The sequence below is a fragment of the Pseudomonas sp. G5(2012) genome (assembly GCF_000408945.1).
GTDB lineage: Bacteria > Pseudomonadota > Gammaproteobacteria > Pseudomonadales > Pseudomonadaceae > Aquipseudomonas > Aquipseudomonas umsongensis.
The window spans coordinates 1-1,753 of record NZ_APIO01000144.1 but is presented as its reverse complement, the minus strand read 5'-3'; the positions used below and the strand labels follow the sequence as shown (position 1 = coordinate 1,753).

The 1,753-nt window shown below is 59.3% G+C and carries 1 protein-coding gene; it reads left to right on the top strand.

Features of this window, described 5'->3' with window-relative positions; genetic code table 11:
* On the top strand, nucleotides 1–1,753 hold a 1,753-nt coding region (locus PG5_RS29990), incomplete at both ends, for an immunoglobulin-like domain-containing protein (RefSeq protein ID WP_371106623.1).

Genomic DNA, 1,753 nt, shown 5'->3' with positions numbered 1-1,753 from the left:
GTCAGCACCACGATTACTGGCGCTACCGGCGGCAACTTTGAGAACCTGGTGCCAAATCCCGAGCCCGCAGTCACCCAGATCAGTGACAGCGTTGACAAGGTCACCATAACCATCGAAAGCGCTGGCAATGTGCTAGAAAATGCCGCGCCGACCTTCATTATCAAAGTCGATCAGAAGCTCGATCATGATCTGACGGTGACTTTGAGCAACGGCCAATCCGTAACCATCGCGGCCGGCTCGACACAAACCACCTACGCCCTGCCGACTCAGGGTGATGATGTTTATAAAGATGGCGAGACCATCAAGCTGGGCATCACCACCGCCGCTGTGGACGGCCAGACGTTTGAAAACCTGGTGATTGGCATCGAAGCCGAAGTTAACATCGGCGACACTACCAGCGAAGTGATCGCCACCCTGACCGTCGACAAGTCGTCGGTCGTTGAAGGCGGTTTGGTCACCTATACCGTGACCCTGAGCAATGCAGCGGGCCTGCCAATCAACAACCACGGCGAGCTGACGTTCAAGCTTACCGACGGCACGACCATCACCGTTCCAGCGAACGGCACCACGGGTTCGGCCATCGTGGCCACGACCAATGACGTGTTCACCGGCGGCCAGCCCTCGCTGGTCAACAAGCTGGAAACCGTGACGGGTGGCGAGAAATTCGAACAGCTGACCCTGGATCAGAACACGCTGACCACGACCGTCACCGACCAGCCGGCTGGAGCGGGCGACGCAGTCACTGTCATCATCGAAAGTGCTGGCGACGTGTTGGAGAATGGCGCACCGACTTTCACCATCAAGGTTGACCAACAACTTGATCACGACCTGACCGTGACCTTGAGCAACGGCCAGACTGTGGTGATCGCCGCAGGTGCGTTGCAGACCACTTACGCCCTGCCAGCCCAGGGTGATGACGTCTATAAGGACGGCAGCACCGTCAACCTTGGCATCAGCGGTGCGACTGCCGATGGCAGGGTTCTGGAAAACCTGGTCGTTGGCAATCCGGCGTCTGTGGTCATCAGCGATACCATCAGCGAAGTCGTTGCGACACTCACCGCGGATAAAACCACCGTCGCCGAAGGCGGCCAGATCACCTACACCGTGACCCTGACCAACGCCGCCGGTCTGCCGATCAACAATCACGGCGAACTGACCTTCACCCTGACCGATGGCACACAGATCAAGGTGCCGGCCAACACGACTTCCGGTTCGTTCACCATCACCGCCCCGGATGACATCCTGGTCGGCGGCCAGCCTACCATCATCAACAAGCTGGAATCGGTGAGCGGTGCGGACAATTTCGAAAAACTGACCCTCGGGCAGAACGCGCTGGAAACCACTGTCACCGACGAGCCGGCCGGTCAAGACGACCAGGTCGGCATCTCCATCGTCGGCAATGGCTCGGTGGCGGAAAACCAGGATCCGAGCTTCACCATCAAGCTGGACAAGGCCCAGGATCACGCCCTGACCGTGACCCTGAGCAACGGCCAGACCGTGACCTTCGCCATTGGCGAAACCGAAAAGGTGCACACCCTTTCGGCTCAAGGCGATGACGTCTACAAGGATGGCAGCACCGTAACGCTCGGCGTCAACGGCGCCACTGCCGGTGGCACTGCGCTGGAAAATCTGGTCATTGGCAATCCGGCTTCGGTGCTCATCACCGACACCACCAACGACGTGGTGGCCAAGCTGACCGTGGACAGCACCAGCGTCAGCGAAGGTGGCCAGATCACCTACACCGTGACCCTGA